Here is a 21,542-nt window from a genome sequence, read left to right as displayed (position 1 = left end):
GTTCTCACAGCGGGCGTACAGTCCGGGGCGTGATTCATCGACTGCTCGCCGTACGTGTGGCATCCGGGGCACTCGCGCTGCTCCTGGCCGCCGCCCTCGCCGGGTGCTCCGCGGACGCGAACGCGCGCGGGAGCCTCTCGCAATCCGCCACCACTGCGGCCTCCGCCTCGCGTGCCGCCGGCCTGCTCCTCGGCCAGAACGAGAACGGCCAGATCCTGCCGACGGTCCTCGACACGGGGCTGTCCGATGCGGCCGCCCGCCTGGCCGCACAGGCCCAGAACGTCGTGACCCTCACGGCGATCGGCGGCATCGGCGCCAGCCGGGCGCGCGTGCTCTCGGACATCCGGGCCGCTCAGGATGCGGTCGCTTCGGCCCAGGAGGCCTCCGCGGCGGGTCACGACTCCGGCCGCGCGTTGGAGCGGCAGCGCCAGGAGCTCGATCGCGTCGCGCAGCAGCTCGCCGCGAGCTCGAAGCGGCTGGAACAGCAGTGAAGGGCATTTTCGCTGTCGCCCTCGGAGTCTTGACGGCGATCGGCGGCTTCGTCGACATCGGGGACCTGGTGACGAGCAGCCTCGTTGGGTCGCGGTTCGGGCTCACCCTCGGCTGGGTGCTGATCGTCGGCGCGGTGGGCATCTGCCTGTTCGCCCAGATGTCGGGCCGGGTCGCCGCCGTCAGCGGGCGGGCCACCTTCGAGATCATCCGGGAGCGGCTCGGCGCCCGGATGGCCCTCGCCAACCTGTCGGCCTCGTTCCTCATCAACCTGCTCACCCTCGCGGCCGAGGTCGGCGGCATCGCGCTCTCCCTGCAGCTCGCCTCCAGCATCGAGCCGGCGCTGTGGTTCCCGGTCGCCGCGATCGCGCTCTGGATCGTGATCTGGCGGGTGAAGTTCTCGATCCTCGAGAACGTGACCGGACTGCTGGGCCTCGCCCTCCTGGTCTTCGCCGTCGCCGTCTTCTTCCTCCACCCCGACTGGTCGGCGCTCGGCTCCCAATTCCTGCTCCAGCCGTCGCCGCACTCCGACGAGGCTCCCGCGACGTACTGGTACTACGCGATCGGACTCTTCGGGTCCTCGATGACCCCCTACGAGGTCTTCTTCTACTCCTCGGGGGCCATCGAGGAGAAGTGGACCGCGAAGGACCTCAAGCAGTCGCGCCTGAACGTCCTCGTCGGCTTCCCGCTCGGCGCCATCCTGTCGCTGTCGATCGTCGCGTGTTCGGCGATCGTCCTGCTCCCGAAAGGCATCGGGGTGGCATCGCTGTTCGAGACGGCGCTCCCGGTGGCGCAGGCGTTCGGGAAGATCGGCCTGATCATCGCGATCCTCGGGTTCGTCGCCGTGACGTTCGGGGCGGCACTGGAGGTCACCCTCTCGAGCGGGTACGCGCTCTCGCAGTTCTTCGGATGGCCGTGGGGCAAGTTCCGGCGCCCGGCTGCAGCCTCCCGGTTCCACGTCGTGATGATCCTCTCCCTCCTCGCGGCGATCGGGATCCTGTTCACCGGCGTCGACCCGGTGCAGCTCACCGAGTTCTCCGTGGTCTTCTCGGCGATCGCGCTGCCCCTGACGTACCTTCCGATCCTCATCGTCGCGAACGACCCCGGGTACATGGGCGACCGGGTGAACGGCAAGCTGACCAACTTCTTCGGGCTGGTCTTCCTGGGCATCGTCCTGCTCGCGTCGATCGCCGCCATTCCTTTGATGATCATCTCGGGAGCAGGAGCATGAGAAACGATCGCGAACTTCCCACGCCGCCGCGGGTCGCCGGCCGCGTCCTCGACGCCGACCTAGAGCTGCTCGACCGGCAGATCCTCGACCCGGACGGCGTCCCGATCAGCGCCGTCGACGACCTGGAGTTGAGCACGCCGGCCGATCTCGCGCGGCTGGATCCCCAACATCCACCCGTGGTCCAGGCGCTCCTGACCGGGCCCATCCTGATGACGCGCATCTTCGGGGGCCGGCTACCCGAATCGCGATTCATCCGCATCCCCTGGAGCATCGTCACGCGGGTCGGCACCGTCGTGAGCGTCGGTGCCGCCGCGGACTCGCTCGACGCCAGCTGGACGGAGCGGTGGATGCGCGACCACGTCATCAGCCGCATCCCGGGAGGTCGCCATGATCCTGAGTGACCTGCTGGGCAGCCCGGTCCTCACCGCCGACGGCGAGCGGGTGGGCCAGGTGGTGGATGCGCGCCTCGCGCTCGACGGGCCGCCGGACGGATTCATGGTGACCACGCGGGTGTACGGACTGGTGGTCAGCCCGCACGCGCACCGGTCGTTCGCGGGCTACGAGCGGACGGGGGTGGACGCCCCGGCGCTGATCGCCCGGTTCCTGAGCTGGCGGGCGCGCGGGTCGGTTCTCGTGCTGTGGACCGACCTGGCGTCGTTCACCGACGATGTCGTGCGGCTGCGTCCTGGAGCCCGGCTGTACTCCCCGCGTCTGGAGGATTCCGGCCCCTGACGAGCGGTTTTGTCAAGGACTGACGGCTTCGGGGAGTCGTTGGTTTCGTACGGGGCAGGAAACCTCACCAGTTCACCGAAGGGGGTCACCATGACGACCGTCAACCCGTCCGACCGGAGGTTCGCCGACCGCGACGACCACCGTTACGCCGCCACGGCGTCGCAGAAGGCGTCGCTCATCGCGGGGATCGTCTTCCTCGTCGTCGGCATCGCCGGCTTCATTCCGGGGCTGACGACGGACTACGGCGATCTGAGGTTCGCCGGGAACGACTCCATGGCCATGCTGCTCGGGATCTTCCAGGTCTCGGTGCTGCACAACATCGTCCACCTGCTGTACGGCGTGGCCGGCCTGGCCTTCGCGGCATCCCGCCTGGGATCGCGCAACTATCTGGTCATCGGCGGAATCGTCTACGCGGTGATCTGGGTGTACGGCCTCTTCTTCGGCGGCGACCACCCGGCGGACTTCGTGCCGCTCAACAGCGCCGACAACTGGCTGCACCTGATCCTCGCGGTCGTCATGATCGGACTCGGAATCTTCCTCAGCCCGCGCGGTGCGGGCGTCGACCGTCCCGCGAGGTGACCGTCGACGCGGAGTATGTGCTGCCGCTGCGCTGGGTGGACGACGCCGGGTTGCCGGAGCTCGTCGGCTATCTGACGCGGCTGCGTGAGCTGGTCGACGTGACCGTGGTCGACGGCTCCGCTCCGGAGCGGTTCGCGGTGCACGCGCGGGCGCTCCCTGCAGGAGTCCGCCATCTCCCGGTCGAGCCGTGGCCCGGGGCCAACGGAAAGGTCGCCGGGGTCATGACCGGTCTCCGCACCGCGCGCCACGAGCGGGTCGTGCTCGCCGACGACGACGTCCGTTACGACGAGGGCGCTCTGCGCGCGGTGGTCGGGATGCTGGACCGCGCCGACCTGGTGCGCCCGCAGAACGTGTTCGTCCCGGCTCCGTGGCACGCTCGCTGGGACACCGGGCGCAGCCTCCTGAATCGCGCCCTCGGGCACGACTACCCCGGGACGCTGGCGGTCCGCCGCCGGGTGGTGATCGAGGCGGGCGGGTACGACGGCGACGTGCTCTTCGAGAACCTGGAGTTGATCCGGACCGTGCGGGCGGCGGGCGGCCGCGCGTTGGCGGCGGACGGGATCGGCGTGGCCCGCCGCCCGCCGGACGTGCGCCACTTCGCGGGCCAGCGGGTGCGGCAGGCGTACGACGACTTCGCGCAGCCGGGACGCCTCCTCGCCGAGCTCACGGTGCTTCCCCTGGTGCTGGTGTGGATGCGCCGGCCGGCCCGGCTCCTGGCCGCGGCAGTCGCAGTGGTCGCGCTCGCCGAGTGCGGCCGTCGGCGCGCGGGCGGCCGCCTCCTTTTCCCGGCGACGGCATCGCTGTGGGCGCCCCTCTGGCTGGCCGAGCGGGCGGTCTGCGTGTGGCTGGCCGTCGGCGCCCGACTGCGCGGCGGCGTCCGCTACTCCGACGGCCGCCTGCGGCGGGCCGCGACCCCGCTGCGCACCCTCCGCCGCCGATTCGTGACGAATGTCCCCCGACGCCGCTAACGCAACATTCGTCACGAATGTTGCCCCGGAGCGCCGGGAACGCAACATTCGTGACGAATCTTGGACCCCTCGCGGAGCCCGGGACGCACCGAAGGGGCGCGGAGGCAAGCACTTGACCGCCGGCCCTCTCGCCGGTTCTCTCGGGATATGACACCACGCATCACCCCGCGGGGGCCGGTGAGCGAGGCGCTGCTGGATGCACTGCGGACCGAGCCGTCCGACGCATCCGGCGACGCCGCCCGGTTCTCCCAGAACGCCGCCCGAGCTCTCCGGGCCCAGCCGGACCTCCTCACCGACGAGGACCTCCAACTGACCCTCTTCGTGCTGTACGGACTCCACTACGGCGAAACCGTCGACGCCGACGACGAGTGGGAGTGGCATCCCGAGCTCCTGCGCACGCGTCGCACCATCGAGCGGGAGTTCGAGCGGCAGCTGCGCCGGCGGGTCCAGCTCGGCGAGCTCCCGGAGCCCGACGCCGAAGCCGTCGCCGCCTACCTGTTCGATCTCACCTCGGACGATGGCGGGCCCAGCCTCTCCCGCTACCTCGCGAAGAAGGCGACAGAGGAGCAGGCGGTGGAGTTCGTCATCCACCGCTCGATCTACACGCGCAAGGAGGCGGACCCGCACTCCTGGGCGATCCCGCGCCTGACCGGCCGCCCGAAGGCCGCCCTGGTGGAGGTCCAGGCAGACGAGTACGGAGGTGGACGCCCGGAGCGCATCCACGCCGAGATCTTCGGCCGCACCATGCGCGAGCTGGGCCTCGATGACAGCTACGGGGCGTACATCGACCATGTCCCGGCGATCACACTCGCGTCGTTCACGATGATGTCGATGTTCGGCCTCAACAGGAGTCTGCGCGGCGCCATCGTCGGGCACCTGGCGGCCTTCGAGATGACCTCGTCCATCCCGAACCGGTTCTACGGCAACGGCTTCCGGCGCCTCGGCCACGACGACGACCTCACCTGGTACTACGACGAGCATGTGGAGGCGGATGCCGTGCACGAGCAGATCGCCGGCCGCGACCTCGCCGGGGGGCTGGCGGAGCAGCATCCCGAGCTTCTCCCGGACATCGTGTTCGGAGCAGCCGCCTGCCTCTACGTCGACGGTCTCGCCGGGCAGCACCTGCTGGAGAGCTTCGAGGCGGGCCGCAGTTCGCTGCGCCGGCCGCTGGCGGTGGCCGCATGACCGCGCACGAGGAGCAGCCCGTCATCGTCGCCTGCCCGGACGGTCCGCTGCTGGTCCGCGGGCACATCGACCTGACGGCGCCGGACGGGACGCCGATCGAGCAGCACCGCCGCACGGTTGCACTCTGCCGCTGCGGCGTGTCGACGATCAAGCCGTTCTGCGACGGGAGTCACAAGGCCGTGCATTTCCGGACCGAGAGCTGAGCGACGGCGACCGCTCACTGGCCCACCGGCAACAGACCACCACAAGAGAAGGAGCGGAGATGTCCGACCAGAAGAACACCGAAGGCGACCGCGAAAAGGAGAACGAGGAGGCGAAGGAGCAGATCATCGACAAGCCGTCGCAGGCGGAAGGCGACGAGGGCGACAGCGACCAGGGCTAAGGTTCGTGCATGAGGACGGAGTTGCTCGCGGAGGTGCGGCGTTGAGTGAGAAGGCGGATGCCGCCCCGGACGACGGCCGAGATGAGACCCCGACCGAGCGGGCGGACCGCAATTGGCAGGAGCTGCTGCAGGAGTTCCGCGTCTTCCAGACCGGCACCCAGATCCTCGCGGCCTTCCTCCTGTCGCTGCCCTTCCAGCAACGCTTCGCCCGGCTGCCCCCCTTCGACGTGGGGGTCTACCTCGTCCTGGTGTTCCTCGCGGTGATGATCACGCTGCTGGCCCTCGCCCCGGTGAGCCTGCACCGCCTGCTCTTCCGTCAGCGCGCGAAGGCCGAGCTCGTGGGCCTCGGAAGCAAGATCCTCATCGTGTGCCTTGCCGCGGCATCCCTGCTCTTCACCGGAATCGTGCTGTTCATCGTCGACTTCCTGCTGCACCCTCCCGCGGGGATCATCGCGGCGACCTGCGTCTTCGTGGTGCTGCTCGTCATCTGGGTCGTGCTGCCGCTGGTGGTCCGCGCGCAGCGCCACCGGCACGCGCGGGGTCGCTGAGGCCCCCGCCAACTGCGGTGCGCGAGAATTGCCGGACACGTTGCGCCCACCGAGGAGGAGCCCATGGAACCGTCCGAACTCGACGAATGGGCTGCCGCCGCGGCCGCCGCGGTGGATGCGAGCATCCAGCCGGGTGACGTCGCCGCCATTCTCGACCTGGCCCGGGATGCGGCGCACGGCGTCGCCCGTCCGGCCGCCCCGCTCACGACCTTCATCGCCGGGATCGCCGTCGGCCAGGGCAGGCCGCTCGCGGCCGTGATCGCCGCGCTCAACGCCGCGATCGCCGAGCGCTCGGCCCCCTGACCCGGCGCCCCTCACGCCCCGTCCCCTCTCCCGCCACCTCCCCTCTGCCTCCGCCTTCGCCGAGGTGCTCGACGTTGCATCCGACACGCCGTGCCGCCCTGCAACTACGAGCACCTCGGCAGGGGGTGGACCGGCGGGCGCTGTCTGGGAGGGGGCTCACGGATCGTCGGCATCGCTCGGCGCGCCGCTGCGCTCGACCGTGGGCGCCACCCCGTAGGCGCTGCGGTAGCGGCGCGTGAACCGGTCGAGGTCGGCGAAGCCCCAGCGGGCCGCGAGATCCGTCAGATCGGTGGATGCGGGGTCCGACACGAGCAGGTCGGCGTGCGCGGCGGAGAGGCGGACGCGCTGCAGGTAGCCCTGCGCCGTCGTGCCGCTGTGGGTGCGGAACGCCGTATTCAGCTGAGCGAGGGTCACTCCCGCCGAGCCGGCGATGTCGGCCACGGTGATCGGGAGCGACGCGTAGTCCTCGATGAAGGTCGCGGCACGGCGGAACTTCCTCCGCTTCCCCGCGGTCGTCAGGGTCCGCTCGCGCGGGTCCGTGCTCACCGGGAAGGACTGGAGGACAGCCATCGACAGGCTGTGGAAGAGGCTCGCGCGCACCAGGGGATGCCGGAAGGTTCCCGCCTCCATGTATTCGGCGGCAGCGGTGGATGCGGTGAGCATGAACTCGGCGTGGCGCGGGGTGATCGTCTGCGCGGAGTCGAACACGAGGTTCAGGTCCTCGTCGCCGGAGGTGGTTCGCGCGACATCCTGCAGCATCCCGGGTGGGAGGAAGATGCTCACGGCCTCACTGCCCTCCGCGTAGCAGGCGAAGTCGTGGCCAGGACGGATCAGGAACGGCGACCCCGCTGCGTCGCCGCGCTGGCCGTCGATCTCCCAGCGGTAGTCGCCGCCGGTCACGCTCACCACGACGAGGTCCTCGAACTCGCCGGAGGCCTCCCACCTCCCGCCGATGGCGTACCGGGCCACCGAGAATGCGGCATCGGTGGCCTGGTCGACCGCGAACGAGAAGCCGGCGCCGGGCTCCGACGCGACCGCGAAACGCCCGCCGGCGGCCGCGAGCAGGGCGTCGGCCTCGGCGGGATCGAAGGTGTGGCTGTGCTGCCGGGTGAAATCAGCGGCCACGTCACTCCGTATGTCCGAGCACCCCCACGGGGATGCCGAAGGACAGCGCGATGCAGATGACGCCGCCGAAGAAGACGACGCCCTCCCAGGCCGGAAGGGTCGAAGCGAGTCCCAGCAGGAAGAGCCCGAACAGGAACAGGATGAAGCACCCGATGAACGCGAGCACATCGCTCATGGCTAGCCCTTCTTTCGTGCGGCCGCGGTCTCGCGACGGTTGGCCCGCTTGATCTCGTCGACCAGTTCGTCCTTCGACATGCGGGTGCGGCCGGAGATGTCGAGCCGCTTGGCGACGTCGAGCAGGTGCGCCTTGGAGGCGTTGGCGTCGACTCCCTCCTCCGTCTCGGCGCGGGTGTTCCGGCCGCCCGCAGCCTTCCGGTCCGAAGGGCCGTTCTCGGCCTTGCGCTCCCAGTGGTCGCCGACCTTCTCGTACTCGTGCTTGAGCGCGGCGAACGCCGTCCGGTGGGCGCGTTCGCCCTCGCCGTACTCCTTCACGGCGGAGTCGTGCGCCTTCGACCAGAGCGCTTGCGCATGCTTCTCCGAGCGTTCAAGGGTGGAGGGCAGCTCCTCTGATGCTGGCATGATCCTGTGCTACTCCTTCCGCAGCTCCCGGGTCTAGTACTCGTCCACAGTTCTGCTTCTCCACAGTTACGCTCCTCGCCTCCGTTTTCAAGGAGTGGCGGGGATGCGCGAGTACGTTCGAGGAGTGACCCGTCGCCGCCCGTCCCCGCCGCCACCGAGCGCGGTCGTGACCGTGGACACCGGCACGGGTGCCGGAGCGGTCGAGGCGGGCGTGGATGCGGCGGCGATGGATGCGGCGGCGATGGATGCGGCGGGCCCCGTCGCGAGCGGCCCGGTGTTCGTCCTCGTGCATGGCATCGGCGTCAGTTCGCGGTACTTCGAGCGGCTGGTCCCCGCCCTGTCCGGCGAGGGCAGGGTCTTCGCCGTCGACCTTCCCGGCTTCGGCAGGGCCACGCGGCGGCGGCCGGCGCATCCCCTCTCCATCGACGACTTCGCCGACGCGGTCGCGGAGGCGATGGACCGTGCGGGCATCGCGGACGCCGTGGTGGTGGGGCACTCCATGGGCACCCAGGTCGCGGTGTCCCTCGCGGTGCGCCGGCCGGACCTGGTGCGTGGTCTGGCCCTGCTCGGGCCGGTGACGGATCCGTCGGATCGAAACGCGCTGAAATCCGGGATGCTGCTGGGCGTCGACACCCTGCGGGAGAGCCCGCGCGGAAATCTGCTCGTCGCCGCGGACTACCTGCGCTGCGGACTGCGCTGGTACCTGGCGACCCTCCCGGCGATGCTGGAGTACCCCATCGAGCGGGAACTCGAGGCGGTCCGCGTTCCGACGCTGGTCGTGCGCGGCGCCCGGGACCCGATCGCCCGCACCGACTGGGTCGCCGAGCTCGCCCGCCGCGCCGGCGGCCGCGCGGTCACGGTTCCGTCCGTCGCTCACCTGGTCATGCACGGCGCGCCGTGGCGCACGGGCGCCCTCATCGCACAGGTCGCCGAGGTCGCAGCGTGAGGCGCACGGTGCTGCGGCGGGCGTCCGTCCTCCTCCTCGACTACCTCTATGCCGGCCGGTACCAGCTGCGGGCCGCCTTCGATCGGAGCACGCCCGACGCCATGGTGGCCGGGGCCGGCGACCGCGCACCGGTGGTGCTGCTGCCCGGGATCTTCGAGACCTGGCGATTCCTGCGGCCGCTGAGCGAGCACATCCATGCCGCCGGCCACCCGGTGCATGTCGTCACCGGCCTCGAGCGCAACCGGATGTCCGTCCCGGAGGCCGCAGCCCGGGTCCGTCGCCACCTGGAGGAGCACGACCTCACCGACGTCGTGATCGTGGCCCACAGCAAAGGCGGCCTCGTCGCCAAGTACCTGATGGGGATGCCGGGCGCAGGTCACCGGATCCGCGCGGTCGTCGCCGTCGGCACGCCGTTCGCCGGGTCGGCACTGGCCCGGTTCATCCCGCTGCCGAGCGTGCGGGCGCTCACACCGAGTGCGCCCGAGGTACGACGGCTCGCCCTCAGCCAGGCGGCCAATGCGCGGATCGTCTCGGTCTGGGGCTGGTTCGACCCGCACGTCCCCGGCGGAAGCCGCCTCGAGGGCGCCAGGAACATCGAACTGGAGGTGGGAGGCCACTTCCGCATCCTCGCCCGCCCGGAGCTGCTGTCGATCGTCGACGGGGTGCTCGCCGGCGGCCGCTGACCCCTGTCGTCAGGATGTGGAGCGCACCACGACGCAGCAGTGCGGCTCCGGGGGGACCAGCTCCGCTCGTTCCGGGTCGTCCTCGTGCCCGGCGAGGACGCCGCGCAGTAGAGCGTGGTTCACGCTGCAGACCACGTCGGCGTGGCGCTGCGCGAGGTGGTGGAACGGGCAGTTGCGGAGGACGACGTCGTCGTTCTCCGCCACGGCCGGCTCGTAGCCGCGGTCGCGGAGGTCGTCGAGCAGGTCCCTCTCGGGCGTTGCGCTGCGGCGGCCCTCGGCCTCCGCCGCGGTGAGCAGGGCATCGCGGAGGTGGCCGGTGGAGTCCGCCGCGACAGCGTCGGTCAGGAGGTGCGCGAGCAACCGGTAGTCGCGTTCGGGCACGGACACGGTCGTCTCGGTCCGGCTGCGGACGTATCGCTTGGCGGGTCGTCCCGCTCCCGGCCCCGTGCGGCCGTCCTCGCGGGCGTAGCTCGTCTCCAGCAGCCCCGCCTCGGCGAGGCGATCGAGGTGGTAGGCGGCGAGGCTCCGGCTCATGCCGGTGGCCGTGGCGGCCTCTTCCCTGCCCACCGGCAGGTCCCGCGAGCCGACGTACTCGTAGAGCCGGCGGCGCGCGGGATCGGAGAGGGCACCGATGCCCTCCAGTGCGCTTTCGCGGCTCCGCTCATCCATACCGCGATTCTATCAACAATGCATCTTGACAAAAAGGGCTTTGTCGTCGCAGGCTGGAGAAAAGCCGACAGGGAGGCTCACCATGAACGGCGCTGTGCACGCGGTGGAGATGGCGGAGCGCGACGAGCGTGCGGAGCGGCCCGAACGCCCGGAGCTGCATGCCGTCACCTCGCCCGGGCGGATCGACGCGGCAGCGGCGGAGGCGGCCGCCGCCCAGTTCCTGACCGCCCTCGGTGTCCCCCTCGAGTCCGAGCACCTGCACGCGACGCCTGGCCGGATGGCGCGGGCCTGGGCCGAGATGCTCACGCCGCGGCCGTTCGAGATGACGACGTTCCCGAACGACGAGGGGTACGACGAGCTGGTCGTCGCCCGCGACATCCCCGTCCGCTCCCTCTGCGAGCACCACCTGCTGCCGTTCACCGGCCGGGCCTGGGTGGCCTACCTGCCGGGCGATCGCATCCTCGGCCTGTCCAAGCTCGCCCGGGTGGTCGAGCTGTTCGCGTGTCGTCCGCAGACGCAGGAGCGGCTGACCAAGCAGGTGGCCGACTGGCTGCAGGAGCAACTGCAGCCGCGCGCCGTCGGTGTGGTCATCGCCGCGGAGCACTCGTGCATGACCCTGCGGGGCGCCAACGCGGTCGGATCGAGCACCGTCACCTCCACGCTGCTCGGCAGTCTGCGCGACGACCCGCGGTCGCGCGCCGAATTCCTGGCCGTCACCGGTATCGCGTCCTGAGCTTCCCGGCGATCATGGAAGTGTCGCCGCCTGCATCACCGAGAAGGGAGCACCGATCATGTCCGATCCGCTGTCCGCACTGGCCGACGCCGGAGTCTCGATCTGGCTCGACGATCTGAGCAGGGAGATGCTCCGCTCGGGCCGTCTCGCCTCCCTCGTCGAGAATCGCTACGTCACCGGGGTCACCACCAATCCGACGATCTTCGCCGCCGCCATCGGAAAGCGGGAGACGTACGAGACGCAGCTCCAAGACCTCGCCGCACGGGGCGCCGAGGTCGGCGAAGCGCTGCGCGAACTGACCACCCACGACGTCAGGGAGGCGTGCGACGTCCTCCGGCCCTGCTACGACGCGACGGGCGGCGTCGACGGACGCGTCTCCATCGAGGTGGATGCGCGGCTCGCCCACGACGCGGCCGGAATGATCGCCGAGGCGCGCTCGCTCTGGTGGAGCGTCGACCGGCCGAACCTCTTCATCAAGATCCCGGCAACGCTCGAAGGCCTTCCGGCGATCACCGCGTGCCTCGCCGAGGGCATCAGCATCAACGTGACGCTCATCTTCTCGCTGGCCCGCTACGGCCAGGTGATGGATGCGTTCCTCGAGGGCATGCGCCAGGCCGTGCGCAACGGCCATGATCCGTCGCGGATGGCGTCGGTCGCCTCCTTCTTCGTGTCACGTGTGGACACCGAAGTCGACAAGCGGCTCGACGCCATCGGCACCCCGGAGGCCGACCGCCTCCGCGGCCGGGCCGCCGTCGCGAACGCGCGGCTCGCGTTCCAGGCGTTCGAGGAGGTGCTCGCGGGCGACGCCTGGCGGGAGCTCTCGGCGGCCGGTGTCCGTCCGCAGCGGCCGCTGTGGGCATCCACGTCGACGAAGAACCCCGACTATCCGGACACCCGCTACGTCGTCGAGCTCGTCACCCGCGGTGTGGTGAACACGATGACCGAATCCACTCTGGATGCGGTGGCCGACCACGGGGTCATCCCAGCCGACTCGGTGCGCGACGGCTACGGCGAGGCCCGGGCCGTTCTCGACGAGCTCGCCGCGGTCGGAGTCGACTACGACGACGTGGTGGCCGTGCTCGAGGACGAAGGGATCGAGAAGTTCGCCGACTCGTGGAGCACCCTCTCCGACGAGCTGGAGGGCGCCCTCCGGCCCCGGTGAGCCCGGGGCGGCGGGTGAAGTCGTCGGTTTCTACGATCAACGCCTCACTCACGTCTTTGATCGACGTGAATTGCTTCCTCGCCGAGCACACGAACGTATCCGGACGTGCCATCGACGGTGACGAGTTGCCCGGTTCTCAGCTGTCGTGTCGCGTCGACGGTTCCGACGACGGCGGGGATCCCGTACTCGCGGGCGACGAGCGACGCATGAGCCGCAAGTGTTCCTCCGTCTGTGACTACGGCGGCGGCGCGGGAGAAGAGCGGTGTCCAGGCGGGGGCGGTAGCCCGGGCCAGCAGGATTTCGCCGTCTGCGAAGCTGGCGAAATCCGCTGGGCTGTCGATGAGCCGGACCCGTCCGGTAGCGCGGCCGGCGCTGGCCGGCTGGCCGACGATTGCTCCTTCGGGAAGCCGCGTCTGCCCTCGAGCGTTCTCGATCGTTTTAGCGACGAGATCGCCGATGAGGCGCGGGGGGTGCCCGAGTGTGAGGGGCGGCGAGAAGCGCGTTCGTCTGTTCCAGAGTGTTCGCTGCTTCTCGACCTGATCGGTCAAGGGAGTTGCGGTTGCGAGTTGTCGGCGAGTCAGAAAGAACACGTCGTCCGGCTCGGTGATGAGGCCGTCTGCCGCCATGAGTTCGCCCAATCGCCTGACGCAGCGGCGGAGTAGTGGCCAGCCCAGGGTGAGGTCCCTTGCCTGCTCTTCTCGGATGGCGGCATAGCGTTGCGTCACCTCGAGGAGGGCATCGAACTGTCGAAGGATTCTGGGTCGTCCCACGAGGGCATTTCGACAAACCTCCTCCGCGCGCTCCCGTTGTCCCCTCAGTTCTGCCTGCCGACCCGTAGGAGGTGTCGTCCGAATCGGTCCAAGCTCGCCCGCGGTTGGCCGGTACCAGTCGAGGCTGTGAACAGCGTGGCCGGGAAGGCTAGGTTCTGACCCGGCTAGGCCGCGTAGCAGGATCTGGGCGCTGCCATCCAATCGGGTCTCGAGCACCGTGGCCAAATGGGTGCGACAGAATTTGGTGAGCCGAGACTCCATCTTCCAGGCCGAACCACCGACGATCGCCAAGAACCACAGGTATTCCCCCGCCGCCTGACCGACGCGGTCGATGGTCGCTATGAGATCGGTCGGATCCGCTTGCTCGAGGACGGGCTCCGAGCGCTCGATCAGGTCGCGGTAGGTGGGCAATTGGTGATGCTTCCACTGCCGGTACAGGCCGGCGAGCACGGCACGGTCAGCGCGGGCCGGGTTACGGCCCACCTGCACGAGCGCGTTGAAGAGCACGCGCACGATTCGTCCTCGGCTTTGTATCAGCGCGTGTGCGACGAGTCGGGGACCAGGGATGGGTGCGGCGTTGAAGTACCAGCCGTTGACGTTCGCATACCGGAACGGCACCACGGTACCGATCGTTGCCTTCATGCCGTCGAGGTATCCGCTCTCGAGCACGGGAACCAACCACTCACCGAACAACGGCGTCATCGCATCGGGGAGCCACTCACCGATGCGGAAGTTCCGCATCCAGAGACCGGGTCCGGGCGGATTCCACTCGACCGCTGGGGGAACGGCGGTCATGTGGCGGGCCTGCAGCAGAAACAGTTTGCCGTCCTCGTATGCCCACTCGACGTCCTGCGGCGAACCGTATCGGCTCGCGATCCGTGCGGCCATGGCCGCGACCGCTTCTGCTTGACGCTCCGCCAAGACAGGAGAGCTCTGGCTGCGAGTGCGTTGCGCATCCTGGGCAGTGATCGTCCATTCCTCGCCGACCGCCTCACCGCCGACTAGTGGCTCACCAAGCCCGGTCACGGCCGTCACCACGGCTTCATCGGCTCCGGTGACCGGGTTCACGGTAAAAGCCACACCGGCTGTATCGGCATCGACCATCGTTTGGACGAGTGCCGCCATGGACTGCCTTCCCGGTGCCGACCCGCGCTGGGCGCGATAGCCCCTTACGCGCTCGCTGCGAGCGGAGGCGAAGCAGCGCTCGACCGCGTCGATGAGGTCCTTCGCAGTGACATTGAGAATCGTCTCGTAGAGCCCGGCATACGACGCATCGGGCAAGTCCTCTGCAGCCCCCGACGATCTCACCGCAAAACGGCGAGCCCCGACGCGGGCTGCCGACTCGAGCAGAGCCGACGTGTCGATGACCTTGCCGGCCTCATCGATGGCGGCTTCCGTCACGACAAACCCCGAGGGCACGGGAAACCCGGCCGAAAGGAGATCCGCAAGAGTCGCCGCTTTGCCGCCGACGACGTCACGGTCCGTGAGACCCGCATCCTTCAAACCGATGAATGGCGTTTGCATGATCACCCGACTTTACGTAGCGAGACTACCTGTCGGCACACTACTCTTTCCCGGCCTCGAAGAGTAGCGTTGCTACCTATGAGGGCCGAGACGCTGAAAGGGCACCTCGATGCGTTGCTTCTGGCATCGCTCGAAGGCGGTCCCCTCCATGGTTACGCGATCATCGATGGCCTGCGCCAGGGCAGCGGCGGGACCTTCGACCTTCCCACCGGAACGGTGTACCCCGCGCTACACCGCCTGGAACGAGGCGGACTCATTGCGGGCACCTGGGACGTGTCCGGCGGTCGTCGGCGGCGTACCTATCAGCTGACGCGTGCCGGCCGCGACGCGCTCGGTGCAGAACGGGCAACCTGGACCGAGTTCTCCACCGCGGTAACCGGCCTCCTCGGAGGTGGGACGTGGCACGCAGCGACCTAGCGACCGGAGATCAGACGGCCCAGGCCGCCATTGACGGGTACATCGGGGATGTAGAGGAAGAACTGCGTGGCCCTCGGAGAGCCCGCTCCAGGGTGTTGTCCGAAATACGCGACGGCCTCGAGGAGGCGACACGAACGCGGATGGACGCCGGCCTTCCGGCGGCCGACGCCAGTGCGGCCGCGATCGAAGAGTTCGGGGCGCCCGCGTTGACGGCACACGCGTTTGCAGGTGAACTCGGCACGGCCAGAGCGCGACGCATCGTCTTTGCCTTACTCCTGACCGGGCCCTGTGTCGGCATCTGGTGGCTCATTCTTCTTGTTCCGCAGCCCTGGCGATTCGACCCGCAGTCGTTATGGCGAACCATCCCGGTGTTGCCATCGGTGGTCGTAGGAGTCAGCGCCGGGATCGCCGTGGTCGCGATGACCGGCCGTTTCACGCGATGGATCCCGAGGGTGGGAGCCGCCGCCGCCCTCTCGACCGCGGCTGCCGTCACCATACTGTGCGCGCTCGGTGAGCCTCAGGACCCGCCTGCAGCTCCGCCATGACGATGGCGAGGTCAGTCCTCGGTGAGCGCCTCCTTCGCGGCCTTCGGCAGCTTCCGCACTTTCGCGCGGCGCCGGCGGCGGTCGGGGATCATCGACCGCATCTCCTCCAGCCGCCCGAAGCAGAGCAGGCGGTCGCCCGACTCCAGCACGACTCCGCTGCGCGGGTTCGGGATGACGGACGCGCCGCGGTGCAGCGTGAGCACCGTGATGTCGCGCTCCCACAGTCCCGAGTCGCGCAGCGACTTGCCGACGACGTCCGCGTTGGAGTGCACCACGAGCTCCGCCACTCCGTAACCGGTGGAGACGCTGAGCCGCTGCCGCACGTCGATCTCGGGGAATCCGACCTGGTTGTCGATGAAGTCGATGATGGCGCCCGCCACATCCAGTCCGGTCGCCCGCTCGATGCCTTCGAGTCCCGGCGAGGAGTTGACCTCCATCACCAGCGGACCGTCCTTGCCCTCGAGCATGTCCACGCCCGCCACGCGGAGGCCCATGATCTGCGCCGACCGGACCGCCGCCTCCTCGAACTCGGGAGTCAGCTCCACCTTCTCGACCGTGCCGCCGCGGTGCACGTTCGAGCGGAACTCGTCGCCGCTGGCCACCCGCCGCATCGCCGCCACCACGCGGTCGCCGACGACGAGCGCGCGGATGTCGCGGCCGCGGCTCTCCGCGACGAAGCTCTGGATGAGGACGTTCTGCTTCGTCGAGTGCAACGTCTCGATGATGGACTCTGCGATCTTCGCCTCCGGCGCGAGGATCACACCGATCCCCTGCGTCCCCTCCAGCAGCTTGATGACAACCGGTGCGCCGCCGACGCGCTCGATCGCCATGCGCACGTCGGCCCGGCTGTTCACGAAGGCCGTGCGCGGCATCCCGATGTTGTGCCGGGAGAGGATCTGCGTGGCCCGCAGCTTGTCGCGCGAGTTCGTGATCCCGTTCGCGGTGTTCGGTGTGTAGACGTCCATCTGCTCGAACTGCCGCACCACGGCCGTGCCGTAGTAGGTGATCGAGTTGCCGATGCGCGGCAGGATGGCGTCGTAATCGGAAAGCAGGCGCCCGCGGTACTGCAGGTCCGGCTCATCCCCGGAGAGGTCGATCGCGAACCGCAGTGTGTTGAGCACCTTGACCGTGTGACCGCGGTCCTCGGCAGCCGATCGCAGCCGCTGCGTCGAGTACGCGTGCGGGGCGCGCGAGAGGATGGCGAGTTTCACGGGGATGCTCCTGCGAAGATGGGGGAATGGCCGACCTCCATCCAACCACCGAGACGGCCGGCGCCGACACGGAAAGTGCCGATCCGCTCGGCGCCCGCACGGTCGGCTGGCGTGAGTGGGTGAGCCTTCCCGGCATCGGCGTGCCGTGGATCAAGGTGAAGGTGGACACCGGGGCCCGCAGCTCCTCCCTCCACGCCTTCGACATCGAGGAGCTTCCCGGCGACCGCGTGCGTTTCCGGGTGCAGCCGTGGCAGGACTCCGATCGGGATGCGGTGACCGCCGAGTGCGACGTGCACGACCGCCGCGTGGTGCGCAGTTCTTCCGGACACACGGAGGAGCGCATCGTCGTGCTGCTCGACCTCGTGCTGGGCGGCCGGCCGGTGCACGCCGAGACGACCCTGACGAACCGGGATCAGATGGGGTTCCGGATGCTCGTCGGCCGGGAGGCGCTGCGCCAGGGGTTCCTGGTCGACCCGGCGCGCTCCTTCCTCGGGGGCCGCGCGCCGCGTGAGATCCGCCGCCGCAATCGCGGCAGCGAGCTCGGCTGAGGTCAGCGCCCCGTCCCTGCTCTCGTCCCTCCCTCGTCCTCGCACAGACCCCGGTGCCGTGCGTTCGGTGGGAACGGAGGTGTTTCTGGGCCATTCCGCTCGGCACGTCCTCCCTTTCCCATCGAGACGCCGGTCCCGCGCACGTTCCTCCTCCGTTTCCGACTGCTGCGACGGGGTGTCGGAAACGGAGGAGAAGGGCACGGGACTCGTCGGCTGGGCCGCGAAAGGGAGGCGTCTCCGTCTCCAGATTCGCCGATTCTCCTCCGTTTGCGACAGCGAGAGACGGGATCCGGCAGGGCGCGACGGGAGCGACGGGAGGGAGGGAACCGGCCGGGAGGGACGGGAGGGAGGGAACCGGCCGGGAGGGAGGGGAGGGAGCCGGCCGGGAGGTCAGGTGAGGCCCAGTTCCCGCCGCCAGTGGGCCAGGAACTCGGCGCCCGCGTCGTCGTGGATGGCGTCGCCGATCGTGATCACCTCGTAGGGGCGGTCGAGCAGGCCATCGGCGGGGCGCACATCCACGTGGGCGACCTCGTAGCCGGCGTCGTGGACGAAGTCGGCCATCTTGTAGTCGCTGCGGGAGTCGCCGACCGACCGCCAGCGGCGCGGGAGCGGACCGCGGGCGGCGAAGTAGTCGAAGGCGCGTTGCGCGCCGCGGTCCTTGTCGAGCAGCACCGACTCGATGTCCGTGGAGATGATCGTCGGGTCGATCCGGTACGGCACCTGTCCGCCCCGGTCGGGGACGGTGCGCTCGCCGTAGCGCAGACCGACGCCGAGGCCGGTCAGGATGTCGAACGCCGCATCCTCGAAGCGGGACTGCGCCTCGGTGTAGGTCTCGGCATCCACGTCGGTCCGCTGCTCGACCGAGATCATCGCGCGCTTCGTCTCGTCGAAGAACATGGTGTCGGCGAAGCAGTCGCGGACGAGCTGCCGGATGGCGTCGACGGCTTCCGGGGTGAAGGCGACCGTCTCATCCACCGTCACCTCGCCCATCCCCTCGCCCGTGATGGGCGCCCAGGCACCGCCCTTCTCGAACACGCCGAACATGCGCGCGCCGTGCTGGTCGAGGGCGTCACCGAGTCCGGCGTCGCGGAGGGGAGCGACCACCTGGTTGCGGATGAAGTCGCCCGACCTCCCCGTGATGAACGCGATCGGGACGCCCGCCGCCGCGATGGCGACCAGGTCCGTGACGATGCTGCGGATGGCGATGGTTCGGGTGACGGGACTCGCGAGGGGTCCGTCCACATCGAAGAGGAGACCGAGATTGTGCACAGTCCATTCTGGCGGCTCGGCCGAGCGGCTCCGACTGCGACACAATGGACCCATGTCCCAGCCCGTTCCCGCAGCCGCTCCGCTGTGGAATCCGGACGGGCCGAACACGGTGGCGCTGGGGGACAATCTCGACGTGCTCGCCGGGTTGCCGGACGCATCGTTCCGGCTGATCTATCTCGATCCGCCGTTCAACACCGGCAGGCCGCAGGCGCGGCAGACGTTGACCTCGGTGCGCTCCGCGGGTGGCGCCGGCAGCGTGATCGGCTTCAAGGGCCGCAGCTACGAGCGCATCAAGGGCGACCTGCTCAAGTACGACGATCGCTTCGAGGACTACTGGGGGTTCCTCGAGCCACGTCTCATCGAGGCATGGCGCGTGCTGGCCGCCGACGGGACGCTGTACCTCCATCTCGACTACCGCGAGGCGCACTACGCCAAGGTGCTGCTGGATGCGCTGTTCGGCCGCGAGTCGTTCCTCAACGAGATCATCTGGGCGTACGACTACGGGGCCAAGCCGAAGAACCGCTGGCCGGCGAAGCACGACACGATCCTCGTCTACGTCAAGGATCCGGCGGCGTACCTGTTCGACTCAGCCGCCGTCGAACGCGAGCCCTACATGGCGCCGGGCCTCGTCACGCCCGAGAAGGCGCAGCTGGGCAAGCTGCCGACGGACGTCTGGTGGCACACCATCGTGTCGCCCACCGGACGCGAGAAGACCGGCTATCCCACGCAGAAGCCGGAGGGTGTGCTCCGCCGCATCGTGCAGGCGTCGAGCCGCGAGGGGGACTGGGTGCTCGACTTCTTCGCGGGCAGCGGGACGACGGGAGCGGTCGCAGCCGGCCTCGGCCGGCGCTTCCTGCTGGTCGACAGCAACCCCGAAGCGGTGGCCGTGATGCGGGCGCGGCTGGCCGCCTGCGAGCCCGCGGTGCGCTTCGTCGGCTGACCGCGCTACGCCCGACGCGGTCACCGGGAAGGCTCTTCGCGTTCGCTCGGCGTTCGTCGGGAAATCTCAGAGTCGCGTGTGGAAGGGTGGTTGCACCATGCGTTCGAGCCTCCGCCCTCTCCCCTTCCTCTGGGGTGCGCTCGTCTGCGCCGCGCTTTTCGTCGCGGTCTACTTCGTCTTCGTGCGCAGCCGGATCGGCCAGGTGATCGACGAACGCGCCTTCGCCGGCGCCGATGCGTGGAAGGGCGGCGTGATCGAGTTCGCGCAAGCCTTCCTGAACGCCCTCCCGGTCGTCTCCGTCATCATCGGGGCGATCCTCGCACTGGTGATCGTGCTCGTCCGCCGCAACTGGCTCGTGTTCGCGGTAGCCGTCGGTGCTGCTATCGGCGCGAACGTGAGCACGCAGGTGCTGAAGTACACCATCCTCTCCCGGCCGGAGAAGGGAGTGGATGCGGGGCTCGCCAACTCGCTCCCGTCCGGGCACACGGCGGTCGCCGCCTCCGCCGCCCTCGTGGTGTTCCTGCTCGCCGCCCCGCGTTTCCGTCCGCTCGCCGCGGTCATCGGGTCGATCTTCGCGATCGCCGCCGGCGCGTCCACCCTCGTGGAGCAGTGGCATCGTCCGAGCGATGTGGTCGCCGGGATGCTGGTCGTCGCCTTCTGGGGCTGCCTGGCGGGCCTGGTGCTGTCGGGGCTCCGGCTGCCCAGTGCCGAGCCGCCGGTGCGCACCGCGCTCTGGCCGCTGGTGTGGATCGGTGCGGTGTGCGCCGCGGGATCCATCACCGCCCTGCTGGTCACGTACTTCTCGACCCAGTCCGGCACCGAGCACCTCTTCATCGCCTACGCAGGCGGTGTCGCGGCGATCGTGGCCACCGGCTTCGTGCTCGCCGCGCTCGGCAACCGGCTGTACCGCCGCCTCGCCTGAGCGCGGCGGCACATCCCGGTCATCGCCACCCGCCGCGGCCGACCGACCATCGCCACCCGCCGCGGCCGACCGACCATCGCCGCCCGTCGCGGCCGGCCGTCACAGCCAGGCGCGCACCGCCTCCGGCACCCTCCCGAACCTCGGATTGAGCCGCTCCACCATCGTCGTGAGCGAGAATCGCCGGGCCGCCGAAGGCCAGGCCACGACGACCACCGTCAGGAGCGCCATCAGCGGGTACTCCCAGATCAGCTGGTCCGCCGACCAGTACAGCGCCAGGGTCAGGGCGGAGACCAGTGCGGCCACACGCGTGAAGGCTCCCAGGATGAGGGCCACGCCGAGGCTGGTCTCCAGCAGGGGGATCCCGATCCCGAAGAGCCAGGGTGCCTGCTCGAGCGTCGCATGGGCGAACGCGGTGAAGTAGCCGGGGACGCGCGAGTTGGAGTCACCGGCATGGGCGACGAGCAGGATGTCCGCAGAGCCGAATCCCGCCTGGTACTTCACCAGCCCCTCGAGGAAGAGCCACATGACGCCGAGGGCGACCCTCGCCGCACCGACCAGGGCCGATGCGACGAGGGGCGGCGCCACGACCGGCGGTGCGACGCGAGGCGCCGGCGCGAGCTGCCCGGTCATGACAGGGTCGCTGCTCCGAAGACGGCCTTCGCCTTGTCGCAGTGGATGACGACGTCCGTGTACGACGACGAGTCGATGCCGCTCAGCGAGAAGGTCTGGTCGGCCTTGTCGAAGGCGACGGCCTTGATCTCCTTGCCCGCGCCGACAGCGGCCTCGTCTGTTCCGGAGGTCAGGTAGACATGCAGGTCAGGGCCTTCATCCGAGGAGAAGCCCGCGAGGGTGAGGGTGCCGCCGCTGATCGAGACCGTGCCGGACACCTTCTTGCCATTGAGCCCGGCGAACATGCCTGTGCGGCTGTCCGACGAGGAGGACGAGGCCGACGAGGAGGACGAGGACGACGACGAGGGGCTGGAGCTCGTGCCGGCGTCTGCGCCCGCACTGCAAGCGGTGAGGCCGGCGGCGAGGGCCAGAGCGGCGGCTGCGAGGGTGATCTTCTTGCGCATGGGGAAGGT

At 69.6% G+C, this 21,542-nt stretch carries 28 protein-coding genes; 19 read left to right on the top strand and 9 right to left on the bottom strand.

All coding sequences use genetic code 11. From position 1 onward, the window contains the following. Positions 1-29: 29 nt before the first annotated feature. The 10 genes from ACPYOG_RS05420 (at position 30) to ACPYOG_RS05375 (ending at position 6,417) form a co-directional block, all read left to right on the top strand. The gene (locus tag ACPYOG_RS05420) at positions 30-491 is read left to right on the top strand and encodes a hypothetical protein (RefSeq protein WP_481293229.1); all 462 of its coding nucleotides are present in this window, start codon (positions 30-32) and stop codon (positions 489-491) included. Next, positions 488-1,720, top strand: coding sequence for an NRAMP family divalent metal transporter (locus tag ACPYOG_RS05415; protein WP_481293228.1), 1,233 nt, complete (start codon positions 488-490; stop codon positions 1,718-1,720). The genes ACPYOG_RS05420 and ACPYOG_RS05415 overlap by 4 nt, the downstream gene beginning before the upstream one ends. Continuing rightward, positions 1,717-2,121, top strand: a complete 405-nt coding sequence (locus ACPYOG_RS05410) for a hypothetical protein (protein ID WP_481293227.1) — start codon at positions 1,717-1,719, stop codon at positions 2,119-2,121. Before ACPYOG_RS05415 ends, ACPYOG_RS05410 begins: the two co-directional genes overlap by 4 nt. After that, positions 2,108-2,452, top strand: a complete 345-nt coding sequence (locus tag ACPYOG_RS05405) for a PRC-barrel domain-containing protein (protein WP_481293226.1) — start codon at positions 2,108-2,110, stop codon at positions 2,450-2,452. The genes ACPYOG_RS05410 and ACPYOG_RS05405 overlap by 14 nt, the downstream gene beginning before the upstream one ends. Before the next feature lie 90 nt (positions 2,453-2,542). Continuing rightward, on the top strand, positions 2,543-3,031 hold the full coding sequence (locus ACPYOG_RS05400) for a DUF4383 domain-containing protein (protein WP_481293225.1): 489 nt from the start codon (positions 2,543-2,545) through the stop codon (positions 3,029-3,031). Further along, the gene (locus ACPYOG_RS05395) at positions 3,028-3,999 is read left to right on the top strand and encodes a glycosyltransferase family 2 protein (protein WP_481293224.1); all 972 of its coding nucleotides are present in this window, start codon (positions 3,028-3,030) and stop codon (positions 3,997-3,999) included. The genes ACPYOG_RS05400 and ACPYOG_RS05395 overlap by 4 nt, the downstream gene beginning before the upstream one ends. A gap of 147 nt (positions 4,000-4,146) precedes the next feature. Beyond that, a complete protein-coding gene (locus ACPYOG_RS05390) occupies positions 4,147-5,184 on the top strand; it encodes an iron-containing redox enzyme family protein (protein WP_481293223.1) in 1,038 nt (345 codons plus the stop codon). Next, positions 5,181-5,387 (top strand): CDGSH iron-sulfur domain-containing protein, encoded by a 207-nt coding sequence (locus ACPYOG_RS05385; protein ID WP_481293222.1) that lies wholly within the window; start codon positions 5,181-5,183, stop codon positions 5,385-5,387. Before ACPYOG_RS05390 ends, ACPYOG_RS05385 begins: the two co-directional genes overlap by 4 nt. A 220-nt stretch (positions 5,388-5,607) precedes the next feature. After that, positions 5,608-6,114, top strand: a complete 507-nt coding sequence (locus ACPYOG_RS05380) for a DUF6328 family protein (protein ID WP_481293221.1) — start codon at positions 5,608-5,610, stop codon at positions 6,112-6,114. A 63-nt stretch (positions 6,115-6,177) separates the two neighbouring features. After that, a complete protein-coding gene (locus tag ACPYOG_RS05375; RefSeq protein WP_481293220.1) occupies positions 6,178-6,417 on the top strand; it encodes a DUF6457 domain-containing protein in 240 nt (79 codons plus the stop codon). Between the two features lie 156 nt (positions 6,418-6,573). Here ACPYOG_RS05375 and ACPYOG_RS05370 read toward each other — a convergent pair whose 3' ends face one another. From ACPYOG_RS05370 to ACPYOG_RS05360, 3 genes are read right to left on the bottom strand one after another with little or no spacing between them, the layout of a single operon-like run. Then, positions 6,574-7,542, bottom strand: coding sequence for an AraC family transcriptional regulator (locus ACPYOG_RS05370; RefSeq protein ID WP_481293219.1), 969 nt, complete (start codon positions 7,540-7,542; stop codon positions 6,574-6,576). A 1-nt stretch (position 7,543) separates the two neighbouring features. After that, entirely contained in the window at positions 7,544-7,717 is a 174-nt protein-coding gene (locus ACPYOG_RS05365; protein WP_481293218.1) for a hypothetical protein, read from the bottom strand. A gap of 2 nt (positions 7,718-7,719) precedes the next feature. After that, complete coding sequence (locus tag ACPYOG_RS05360) at positions 7,720-8,121, bottom strand: ChaB family protein (RefSeq protein WP_192629762.1); 402 nt, start codon at positions 8,119-8,121, stop codon at positions 7,720-7,722. Between the two features lie 103 nt (positions 8,122-8,224). Between ACPYOG_RS05360 and ACPYOG_RS05355 the strand changes: the two genes are divergently transcribed. Both ACPYOG_RS05355 and ACPYOG_RS05350 read left to right on the top strand, forming a co-directional pair. Then, complete coding sequence (locus ACPYOG_RS05355) at positions 8,225-9,067, top strand: alpha/beta fold hydrolase (protein WP_481293217.1); 843 nt, start codon at positions 8,225-8,227, stop codon at positions 9,065-9,067. Further along, positions 9,064-9,750, top strand: coding sequence for an esterase/lipase family protein (locus ACPYOG_RS05350; RefSeq protein ID WP_481293216.1), 687 nt, complete (start codon positions 9,064-9,066; stop codon positions 9,748-9,750). Before ACPYOG_RS05355 ends, ACPYOG_RS05350 begins: the two co-directional genes overlap by 4 nt. A 9-nt stretch (positions 9,751-9,759) precedes the next feature. Here the strand turns inward: ACPYOG_RS05350 and ACPYOG_RS05345 are convergent, their stop codons facing one another. Further along, on the bottom strand, positions 9,760-10,419 hold the full coding sequence (locus tag ACPYOG_RS05345) for a helix-turn-helix transcriptional regulator (protein ID WP_481293215.1): 660 nt from the start codon (positions 10,417-10,419) through the stop codon (positions 9,760-9,762). 82 nt (positions 10,420-10,501) lie between these two features. Here ACPYOG_RS05345 and folE point away from each other — a divergent pair, with 82 nt between their 5' ends. Both folE and tal read left to right on the top strand, forming a co-directional pair. Then, on the top strand, positions 10,502-11,152 hold the full coding sequence (gene folE, locus ACPYOG_RS05340; protein WP_481293214.1) for a GTP cyclohydrolase I: 651 nt from the start codon (positions 10,502-10,504) through the stop codon (positions 11,150-11,152). A 58-nt stretch (positions 11,153-11,210) separates the two neighbouring features. Next, a complete protein-coding gene (gene tal / locus ACPYOG_RS05335; protein WP_481293213.1) occupies positions 11,211-12,314 on the top strand; it encodes a transaldolase in 1,104 nt (367 codons plus the stop codon). Positions 12,315-12,358: 44 nt separating this feature from the next. Here the strand turns inward: tal and ACPYOG_RS05330 are convergent, their stop codons facing one another. Beyond that, the gene (locus ACPYOG_RS05330; protein WP_481293244.1) at positions 12,359-14,608 is read right to left on the bottom strand and encodes a PEP/pyruvate-binding domain-containing protein; all 2,250 of its coding nucleotides are present in this window, start codon (positions 14,606-14,608) and stop codon (positions 12,359-12,361) included. 78 nt (positions 14,609-14,686) lie between these two features. Between ACPYOG_RS05330 and ACPYOG_RS05325 the strand changes: the two genes are divergently transcribed. Both ACPYOG_RS05325 and ACPYOG_RS05320 read left to right on the top strand, forming a co-directional pair. Beyond that, positions 14,687-15,025: a PadR family transcriptional regulator gene (locus ACPYOG_RS05325; RefSeq protein ID WP_481293212.1), complete on the top strand. Its 339-nt coding sequence runs from the start codon at positions 14,687-14,689 to the stop codon at positions 15,023-15,025. Then, positions 15,007-15,570, top strand: coding sequence for a permease prefix domain 1-containing protein (locus tag ACPYOG_RS05320; protein WP_481293211.1), 564 nt, complete (start codon positions 15,007-15,009; stop codon positions 15,568-15,570). The genes ACPYOG_RS05325 and ACPYOG_RS05320 overlap by 19 nt, the downstream gene beginning before the upstream one ends. 11 nt (positions 15,571-15,581) lie before the next feature. On the opposite strand, the gene rimK is transcribed toward ACPYOG_RS05320, so the two are convergent. Further along, the gene (gene rimK / locus ACPYOG_RS05315; RefSeq protein WP_481293210.1) at positions 15,582-16,781 is read right to left on the bottom strand and encodes a 30S ribosomal protein S6--L-glutamate ligase; all 1,200 of its coding nucleotides are present in this window, start codon (positions 16,779-16,781) and stop codon (positions 15,582-15,584) included. Between the two features lie 26 nt (positions 16,782-16,807). Here rimK and ACPYOG_RS05310 point away from each other — a divergent pair, with 26 nt between their 5' ends. Continuing rightward, positions 16,808-17,329 (top strand): ATP-dependent zinc protease family protein, encoded by a 522-nt coding sequence (locus ACPYOG_RS05310; protein ID WP_481293209.1) that lies wholly within the window; start codon positions 16,808-16,810, stop codon positions 17,327-17,329. 390 nt (positions 17,330-17,719) lie between these two features. Here the strand turns inward: ACPYOG_RS05310 and ACPYOG_RS05305 are convergent, their stop codons facing one another. Next, on the bottom strand, positions 17,720-18,598 hold the full coding sequence (locus ACPYOG_RS05305) for a hypothetical protein (RefSeq protein WP_481293208.1): 879 nt from the start codon (positions 18,596-18,598) through the stop codon (positions 17,720-17,722). Positions 18,599-18,650: 52 nt separating this feature from the next. On the opposite strand from ACPYOG_RS05305, the gene ACPYOG_RS05300 reads away from it, so the two are divergent. Both ACPYOG_RS05300 and ACPYOG_RS05295 read left to right on the top strand, forming a co-directional pair. Beyond that, positions 18,651-19,538 (top strand): DNA-methyltransferase, encoded by an 888-nt coding sequence (locus ACPYOG_RS05300; RefSeq protein ID WP_481293207.1) that lies wholly within the window; start codon positions 18,651-18,653, stop codon positions 19,536-19,538. 97 nt (positions 19,539-19,635) lie between these two features. Beyond that, the gene (locus ACPYOG_RS05295; protein WP_481293206.1) at positions 19,636-20,460 is read left to right on the top strand and encodes a phosphatase PAP2 family protein; all 825 of its coding nucleotides are present in this window, start codon (positions 19,636-19,638) and stop codon (positions 20,458-20,460) included. A gap of 99 nt (positions 20,461-20,559) precedes the next feature. Here ACPYOG_RS05295 and ACPYOG_RS05290 read toward each other — a convergent pair whose 3' ends face one another. After that, on the bottom strand, positions 20,560-21,090 hold the full coding sequence (locus ACPYOG_RS05290) for a DoxX family membrane protein (protein WP_481293205.1): 531 nt from the start codon (positions 21,088-21,090) through the stop codon (positions 20,560-20,562). Further along, entirely contained in the window at positions 21,087-21,533 is a 447-nt protein-coding gene (locus tag ACPYOG_RS05285; protein ID WP_481293204.1) for a DM13 domain-containing protein, read from the bottom strand. The genes ACPYOG_RS05290 and ACPYOG_RS05285 overlap by 4 nt, the downstream gene beginning before the upstream one ends. Positions 21,534-21,542 lie beyond the last annotated feature (9 nt).

The organism is Leifsonia sp. HAY1-4F (assembly GCF_056755275.1).
Note: the sequence above shows the minus strand (reverse complement) of the source record. Positions and strands in the feature narration are given on the sequence as shown.